A 7,779-nucleotide genomic window follows, 5' to 3' on the forward strand; every position below is an offset into this window, starting at 1 on the left:
GGACCAAAGACGCCGACACGATCATCGCGAAAGCCCACCGTCAACCAACTTCCGGCACGCGACACTAGGGCGTACTTCTCGACACGGCTCCACCGTCGGAGACCGTGGCGCCGCGCGCCGCCGGTGGCAGCCGAGCGCGCATGGCGTGGTTCGCGTGCGTTGTCCTAATGGGATGTTAACGGCGTGGGTGTAGAGATCGAATCGTCCTTCGAGCGGTGCATCGACGCCGTTGAACTGTTCGTCGGAGCGTCGGGAGAATCCAGCGATCATGAGGGTGCCCGACCCGGAAGCCGCCGAGACGACACTCACCACGCGGATCAAGCGCGTCGCGATGGCGGGTTCGGTCGGTCAGGTGCTCGTGCAGAGCACAACCCTGCTGCAAACGGTCGTACTTGCCCGCCTGCTCACGCCTGCCGAGGTCGGTGTCTTCGTCGCAGGCACGGTTCTGACGGCGTTCATGGCGAACTTCGCAGAGGGGGGCATGCGGGCGGCGCTGGTCCATCGCGGCGATCGCGATCTTGATGACGCGATCGCGACGGTGTTCCGGGGCACGCTGATCACCGGCACGGCGCTGAGCCTGGCGGCGTTGGTGGCCGCTCCGCTGGTCGGCGTCGTCTTCGGCAGTCCGACCGCGGCCATGATCGCCGCGGTCTGCTCGGGTTCGCTGCTCCTCTACGCTCTGACCAACGTGCCAGAGGCGCTTCTGCAGCGGCAGTTCAGCGCGGCTCGGCGGTTGGTGGTGGGACCCGCCATCACGATCAGCTTCGCGGCCAGTTCGGTGGCACTGGCCGCCCTCGGGTTCGGTGTGTGGAGTCTCGTCGTCGGGACCTATGTCTCCCACCTGGTATGGGTCGTGACGGTCTGGTGCTTGACGGACTGGCGGCCCGGCCGCGGGCGCGCCTCGTGGCAGCAGTGGCGCACGCTCGCCGGGTTCGGGATGCCGCTCGTCATCGGATTCCTCGGTTCCCGCCTGCAACAGATGATCGAGGCCGTGGTCGTTGGCCGTGGGCTGAGCACGACCGCCCTCGGGTTCTACCGGTACGGGACGCGCATCGCACGAGTGCCGGTCGACGCCACCGTCGATATCGTCGCGTCCGCGCTGTTCCCGGCATTCTCCCGGGTTGCCGACGATCCGGACCGCCTGCGCAACAGCTACCTGCAGGCTCTCTGCTCGGTCACGGTCTTCGCCGCGGCGGTATCGGGTCTCCTCTTCGCAGTGGGCGAGTCTGCCGTCGTTGTGCTGCTCGGGGAGCCGTGGCGGGGAGCTGGCGTCGCGGTGGTCGCCATGGCCGGTCTCGGTCTCGGCAACGCCGTCACGTCGGTGTGTGAGGAGGCGATCAAGGGCAGCGGCCGTACCCGTTTGATCAATCGGTTGACGCTGGCCGAGTTCGGGTTGGGCGTCGGGTTGCTGGTGCTGATCATCCCGTTCGGCCTGATCGGGGTCGGGCTGGCGATCTCGCTCACCGCACTGGGCGCTGCCGCGGTGGGTCTCTCGCTAGTCCGGTCGATTGTCGACGTCTCGCTCGGGGAGATGAGCCGGGCGATCCTCCCGCAGATCCTGTCCGCAGCGGTGGCGATGATCGTCACGTGGATGATCGAGGACAACCTGCGGTCCGACACCTACGGCATGGCCGCCGGTATCGGGCTCATACTGGTCGATGTCGTCGCCTTCGGCATCGTCTACCTCGCGATCCTGCACGTCGTCGCGCCATCGGTCACGAAGGGCCTGTGGCGGCTCCTCCGCCACCGCCCCCATGCGGACGTCGATTGACCACCGTTGGCTCCAACGGGTCGTCTGGTCAGGTCGGCGGCGGCACGGTGCTCCGGGCTCCACGAGGCCGCAGCGCTGTGGCGCGCATCGCCGCGGTGAGCCCGCCCCGGGGGAGCTTGTCGGCGGTGATGGCCCAGAGGTCGTGGTTCCGGCGCTCCCCGGCGACCTCGAGGAATCCTGCCATGGTGCCCTCTCGCTGCATTCCGATCAGGACAGCACCCCAGGCCGCTGCCACGTTGCCTTCGCAGATCGGCGCGATCAGCCGCTGCAGTCCGAGTTCCTCGACCGCGTAGTCGATGATCATTCCGGCCGCGACGGCGGAGAGTCCCTGACCCGCCCACCTGGAGTCCACCCAGATGCCCAGCTCGGCCGTGGCGGTGTGCTCGGCGATCCACTCTAGGTTGAGCTGGCCCGCAACGCGCCCGTCGATCTCCACCACTAGTGGCATCGCCCGGCCTGCGCGGGCCTCCCGGCGAAGCTGGATCACGCTTGTCACCCACATCGCATCGCTGTGGCGTTCATCCCAGCTCAGCGAGGACGACGCCCACCACGGCTCGATCCGCGCCCGTTCCCGCAACCGCGCCTCTCGCCACATGGCGGCGTCGTCGAAACGCGGGCTGCGCAGCAGGATGTGGTGGCCCTTGACCTCGACGGGACCGATTCGCACGGCCCATGTCCTGCGGCTCTCACGGCTCACTGCCCGTTCGATGGACCGGCGTACCGGCCGGAGGTAGAACCTGAGTACTGCCGCGATCGTTCGCGGCGAACTCGCGACGTGCATCGATCCGACCCCTCAGTAGTGGATCTGCTGGCGGTCGCTTCGTCGGGTCGGGCGGCGCAATTGTTACCGGTCGCCGGTGCGTGCACGACCGCCCGGAGATCGACGGAAAATCGGGTCCTATCCGCAGGTAACGGACACCGAGTGCGCTGCGAGCCACTATGCGTGACCACACCCGAGCCGCAGGATCGCGGCGGAATGCTGCGATTGAGTGTCTTCGGCCTCGGCTATGTCGGTTGTGTCTCCGCGGCATGCATGGCGGCCCGCGGGCACCTCGTCCTCGGTGTCGATGCGAACCCGCAGAAGACCGCCTTCATCGCGGAGGGCCGAACTCCCATCGTCGAGGAGCGGATCGGGGAGGTCATCGCCGATGTGGTGGCGACCGGCGCACTCCAGGTGCGAGACGATCCCACTGTCGCCGTCCACGAGTCAGATGTGTCCATCGTGTGTGTCGGCACGCCGTCCGGTCCGGGAGGGGCACTCTCCACGGAGTACCTCGAGCGCGCGAGTCAACAGATCGGTGCTGCGCTCGCGACCAAGTCCGGCTGGCATGTTGTTGTGTACCGCAGCACCATGATCCCCGGCACCTGCGAGAACCTCCTGATCCCGCTGCTCGAGAAGAGCTCTGGCAAGACGGTCGGCGTCGATTTCGGGGTGTGCGTCAACCCGGAGTTCCTTCGCGAGGGCACCAGCGTCCGTGACTTCCTCGATCCGCCGAAGACCGTTGTCGGGCAGAGCGACGACCGTAGCGGCGAGATGGTGATGAGTCTCTACGCCGGACTGCCTGGCCCGCGATTCCAGATCCCCATCGCGGTGGCCGAGATGACCAAGTACGTGGACAACGGATTCCATGCGCTCAAGGTGGCCTTCGCGAACGAGATCGGTGCGGTCTGCGCGGCGGAGGGCCTGGACTCACACGCCGTGATGGACGTGTTCCTCGCCGACACCAAGCTGAACATCTCGCCGGCCTACTTGCGGCCGGGCTTCGCGTTCGGCGGCTCGTGCCTGCCCAAGGACGTCCGTGCGATCATCCATACCGCGCGCCGTCATGATCTGGACATTCCCTTGCTGTCCAACGTGTTGGTGTCGAACGAGACGCATCTGCGCCGCACCGTTGAGACGATCACAGCGCTCGGCCGTAGGCGCGTGGGGATCTTCGGCCTGTCGTTCAAGGCCGGTACCGACGACCTGCGCGAGAGCCCACTGGTGGAGCTTGCCGAGAGACTCGTCGGCAAGGGCTACCACGTACAGATCTTCGATCCCAACGTGGCGCTCTCACGGCTCGTCGGTGCGAACCGGGCGTACCTGGACGAGCGGCTGCCGCACATCTCCGAACTGCTCACCGACGACGTGGATGCGGTGCTGGCCCATGCCGAGATCTGCGTGATCGGGTCGCGCGAGCCACAGGTCCTCCGTGCCGTCGAAGATCTCCGTTCGGATCAGGTCGTGGTTGATCTCGTACGACTGCCGGACGCGGCTGATCGCCGAGATCTGCCGAACTACACCGGCATCGCCTGGTAACGAAGATTCCTTCGCCACTCATGGATGACGCAGCGCACGTCGCGGACGCCGACCGTCCCGTCTTCAGCATCTTGTCGTCGGCGTACCGGACCGAGCCCTATCTCGCTGCGACCATCGAGTCGGTACTCGCGCAGACCGTTGCCGACTGGGAATTGATCGTCGTCGACAACGGCATGTCCGATGAGGTCTCACGGATCGTCGGCCGATATTCCGGTGACCCGCGGATCCGACTGATCCGGCAGGAGAACAAGGGGCTCGGTGGGGGCATCGACGCCGCCGCCGCTGCTGCGATGGGCCGGTACTTCGCTGTGCTCGACAGTGATGATCTGCTGATGCCGGAGTTCTGCAGGCGCACCGCCGCAGTGCTCGATGCGAACCCCGGCATCGACGTCGTCGGGATCGACGCCTACTTGTTCGACGACGCCGATGGTGAAGATCAGATCCGCAGCTATCGCCAGTCCGTCGGTATCACCGAACCTGCCGACATCGATCATCCGATCGGTCTGGTCGAAGTCATCGGTGGTGAGGTCATCTACTACACCGCTGCCATCCGGGCCGAGGCGTGGCGCGTCGGCAGGGGGTACTCGTGTGACACACCCAAGGTCGAGGACCTGGCGATGTTCATGCGCATGCTCGCAGCGGGCTGTGACATCCGGGTGCTGAACGAGCGGCTCGCTCGCTATCGGCTGCGTGGCAACTCGTTCTCCCGAGACCCTGCGCAGGTGGATGCGTTCGAGGACAGCCTGATGCGGGCGTTCATCCAGGCAACGGGCCTCATCGACGCTCCCGAGGTGAAGCACGCTCTCGACGTCACGCTGCGCCGTATCCGGTTCGGCCAGGCCATGCGTCGCTCGCGTAAGGCGTTGCTCGACCGCGATGTCGCTATGGCCCGGGTGCAGGCGAAACTGGCGTTCGCGCAGCGGCGGTCGGCCCGTCCGGCGGCGGTCGTGGCCGGTCTCACCATCGCACCGGCCGTGCTTCGTCGCGTACATCCGGTGAAGCAGGCGGTCAGTCGCGTCGTCGCCTCGGCTGCCCGCAGGCGGCGAAAGCTGTTGCGATCGACGTGAACCCATCGACCGGCCCACCTCCGCCCGATTCTGCATCGTCGGATCCCGCACCGCTGGAGGCACCGAAGCCCCGGCCTGCGGTGGGTGCACTCAGTGCGATCTTGCGTCGCGGTGCAGCGATGTCGGCGGCGGCACTGGTCACGGTGCAGGTCGTCACGATCGTCCAGACACTCGTTCTTGCCCGGCTGCTCAGCCCGGTGGAGGTGGGCCTGTTCGCGGCCGGCACCGTGCTGACGATGTTCCTGGCCACCTTCGCGGAAGGCGCGCTGACCCAGGCGCTGATCCAGCGGGGTGACGACGGCTTGGACGACGCCGCCGACACAGTCTTCTGGGCGACCATCGCCACGGGTGCGTTGATGAGCCTTGCGGCACTGGCTGCGGCGCCACTCGTAGGTGCTGTGTTCGGTGATGCCGTGGCAGGCGCGGTCGCCGCCGTCAGCGCGGGAACGATGATCATGCACAGTTTCACCAACGTCCCGGACGCGCTGATGCAACGCCGCTTCGACTTTCGACGCCGCCTGATCATCGATCCGGCGACGTCGCTGACCTTCGCCGTCGTAGCGGTGGTCTTTGCCGCATCCGGGTTCGGGGTGTGGTCGCTGGTCATCGGTTCCTACGCCCAGATGGCGGTCTGGGTGACGGCCAGCTGGGCGCTGGCGGGATGGCGGCCGGGAAAGGGACGTCCCTCGTTGCGACTGTGGCGTGAGATGGCGCGATTCGCGTTTCCGATGTTGCTCGGATCCGTCGTCGAGAGAGTTCGCGACATCGCCGAGCTCGTGCTCGTCGGGCGAGTCCTCGATACGGCTGCACTCGGGCAGTACCGGTACGGCAGGCGCATCGCGGTGTTGCCGGGGGCACTCGTGGTGCAGGCAGGCGGGTTTGTCCTGTTTCCCGCCTTCTCCAGGATCTCGAACGATCCGCGGCGGCTCAAGGCCGCCTTCCTGAGGGCCATCACGTGGATCTGGTTCGCTGCCGTGCCCGTTGCGGGTCTGCTCGTCGCCTCCGGTGAGGCGATTGCGGTGCTCCTGCTCGGTGAACGATGGCGGGGCGCGGGAATCGCGCTCACCGCGATGGCCGGATTCGGGCTCGGCCAGGCACTGAGTGCCGTCACCGCAGAGGCGATCAAGGGAAGTGGTCGGTCACGGCGGCTCAACTGGATGACAGCGGTCGGGCTGGTGAGCGGGTTGGGGTTACTTCTGCCGCTCGTACGCTTCGGCCTGTTCGGTGTGGGCCTCGCAATGTCCGGAGCTGCTCTCTCGGTCGGTGTCGTCGGGCTGTGGCTGGTCCGCGGTGTGGTGGGTGTCACGGCCGGTGAACTGACACGTCGACTGTTGCCGCCGACGGTGGCAGGAGTGCTGGCCGTTGGCGTCGTAACCGTGGCGGAACGCCTGTGGCTGCATGCCGATCAACACCCCACGGCGACCGGCCTGGCCCTGGTTGTGGGGGAGGCGATCGTGCTCGGTGTGGTCTACGTCGGTGCTCTCCGGCTGATCGCCCCGGACATGGGGCAAGAGGTGATGCGAATGGCTCACCGGGTCGTACATCGAGGCTGAGGGATCGTCCCGGCGTCACACAACGAGTGCGTGTTCCTCATTGGTGGAGCCAGAAACCGATCGCGGTGAACTGGACGGTAGTGGCATAGCGCAGGGCCAGCTTGTCGTAGCGCCCCGGGTTGGCCCGCGACGAGTACGCCTTATCGGCCAACACCCGGTCCGGACGAGGCCGCAGGTGGGGCCAGATCAGAGAAGAACAGTGGGGCCAGATCAGAGTGCTACAGCCACTCCGTTAGTCGTCAGCGATCTGAGATCTGGTGGTTGGATCGCTCTGTGGTGCTGGGCAGGTCGTGGGGTTTGATCTGCCCGATCTCGTCGTCTGTGTGATCTGGGCGGCGGGAGGCCCGGACCAAGACTGCGATGTGCGGTCCGCGGCGATGCCGCCGGGGTATAGCTGGACGCCGACACCGTCGAAACGGACATCAGTGAACGTGGGAGACGACCCGGTGCCGCCCTCCCCGATCCGCATCCTGCGGCTCAGGTGGGCAGGCGTGACGCCCGCTGTGGGTATCGGGTCATGGCGGAGCCGCCGTAGCACTCCGAGCGCAGGAGAGCTGCGTGCATGGGGAAGGGCGGCAGCGTGATCAGCAGTGAGCGTGGTGACGAAGAGCCGTTGAATAGCGGCGCCATCGACGAGCTGGCCTTGTATCGGGCGGAGCGTCGAGTACTCGATCATCAGTGCAAGCTGCACCGATGGGCAAGGACTGAGCCGCAGAAGCGGTTCGGTGCTGACGACTTCGTCGTGCTCGTGCACGGCACCCAGTCCGACGCCGAGACGCTGCGAGCCGAGATCGGCGAGTTGTTGGGCCAGGAGTTGAAGATGACCCTCTCGGCGGAGAAGACCCACATCACCCCCATCGATGCGGGCGGCGCCGGGGCGACGGCCGTCAGGTCGTGCTCACCATCTCGTCCGAACAAGCGCTGGCCGGGGTGATGCACAAGATCAAACAGGCCAAGCAGACCTTCGCCTACCTGGGCTGGTATGCCTGGTGGCGGATGATCTACTGGATCCGCCGGAAGGGGGCCTGTCACGATTTCCGTGTAAGCCACGGATGACTAATTTAGTTAACCTATCACAGGGGAAGTCGA

General features: G+C 66.4%; 6 protein-coding genes. 5 read left to right on the forward strand and 1 reads right to left on the reverse strand.

Annotated elements, in window-relative coordinates; translation table 11 throughout:
• Nucleotides 1–268 precede the first annotated feature (268 nt).
• Nucleotides 269–1,771, forward strand: coding sequence for an oligosaccharide flippase family protein (locus ACFPFQ_RS28945; protein WP_379624416.1), 1,503 nt, complete (start codon nucleotides 269–271; stop codon nucleotides 1,769–1,771).
• 28 nt (nucleotides 1,772–1,799) lie between these two features.
• On the opposite strand, the gene ACFPFQ_RS28950 is transcribed toward ACFPFQ_RS28945, so the two are convergent.
• Entirely contained in the window at nucleotides 1,800–2,438 is a 639-nt protein-coding gene (locus tag ACFPFQ_RS28950) for a GNAT family N-acetyltransferase (protein ID WP_379624418.1), read from the reverse strand.
• Between the two features lie 312 nt (nucleotides 2,439–2,750).
• Here ACFPFQ_RS28950 and ACFPFQ_RS28955 point away from each other — a divergent pair, with 312 nt between their 5' ends.
• The 4 genes from ACFPFQ_RS28955 to ACFPFQ_RS28970 all read left to right on the forward strand — a co-directional run bounded on the left by ACFPFQ_RS28955 (nucleotide 2,751) and on the right by ACFPFQ_RS28970 (nucleotide 7,624).
• A complete protein-coding gene (locus tag ACFPFQ_RS28955; RefSeq protein WP_379624426.1) occupies nucleotides 2,751–4,070 on the forward strand; it encodes a nucleotide sugar dehydrogenase in 1,320 nt (439 codons plus the stop codon).
• A 20-nt stretch (nucleotides 4,071–4,090) separates the two neighbouring features.
• Nucleotides 4,091–5,137: a glycosyltransferase family A protein gene (locus ACFPFQ_RS28960; RefSeq protein WP_379624420.1), complete on the forward strand. Its 1,047-nt coding sequence runs from the start codon at nucleotides 4,091–4,093 to the stop codon at nucleotides 5,135–5,137.
• A 119-nt stretch (nucleotides 5,138–5,256) separates the two neighbouring features.
• Nucleotides 5,257–6,690 carry an oligosaccharide flippase family protein gene (locus ACFPFQ_RS28965; protein ID WP_379624422.1) on the forward strand — a complete coding sequence of 478 codons (1,434 nt, stop codon included), beginning with the start codon at nucleotides 5,257–5,259 and terminating at the stop codon, nucleotides 6,688–6,690.
• Nucleotides 6,691–7,252: 562 nt separating this feature from the next.
• On the forward strand, nucleotides 7,253–7,624 hold the full coding sequence (locus tag ACFPFQ_RS28970; protein WP_379624424.1) for a hypothetical protein: 372 nt from the start codon (nucleotides 7,253–7,255) through the stop codon (nucleotides 7,622–7,624).
• The last annotated feature ends 155 nt before the right edge of the window (nucleotides 7,625–7,779 follow it).

The organism is Pseudonocardia sp. GCM10023141 (genome assembly GCF_042653605.1).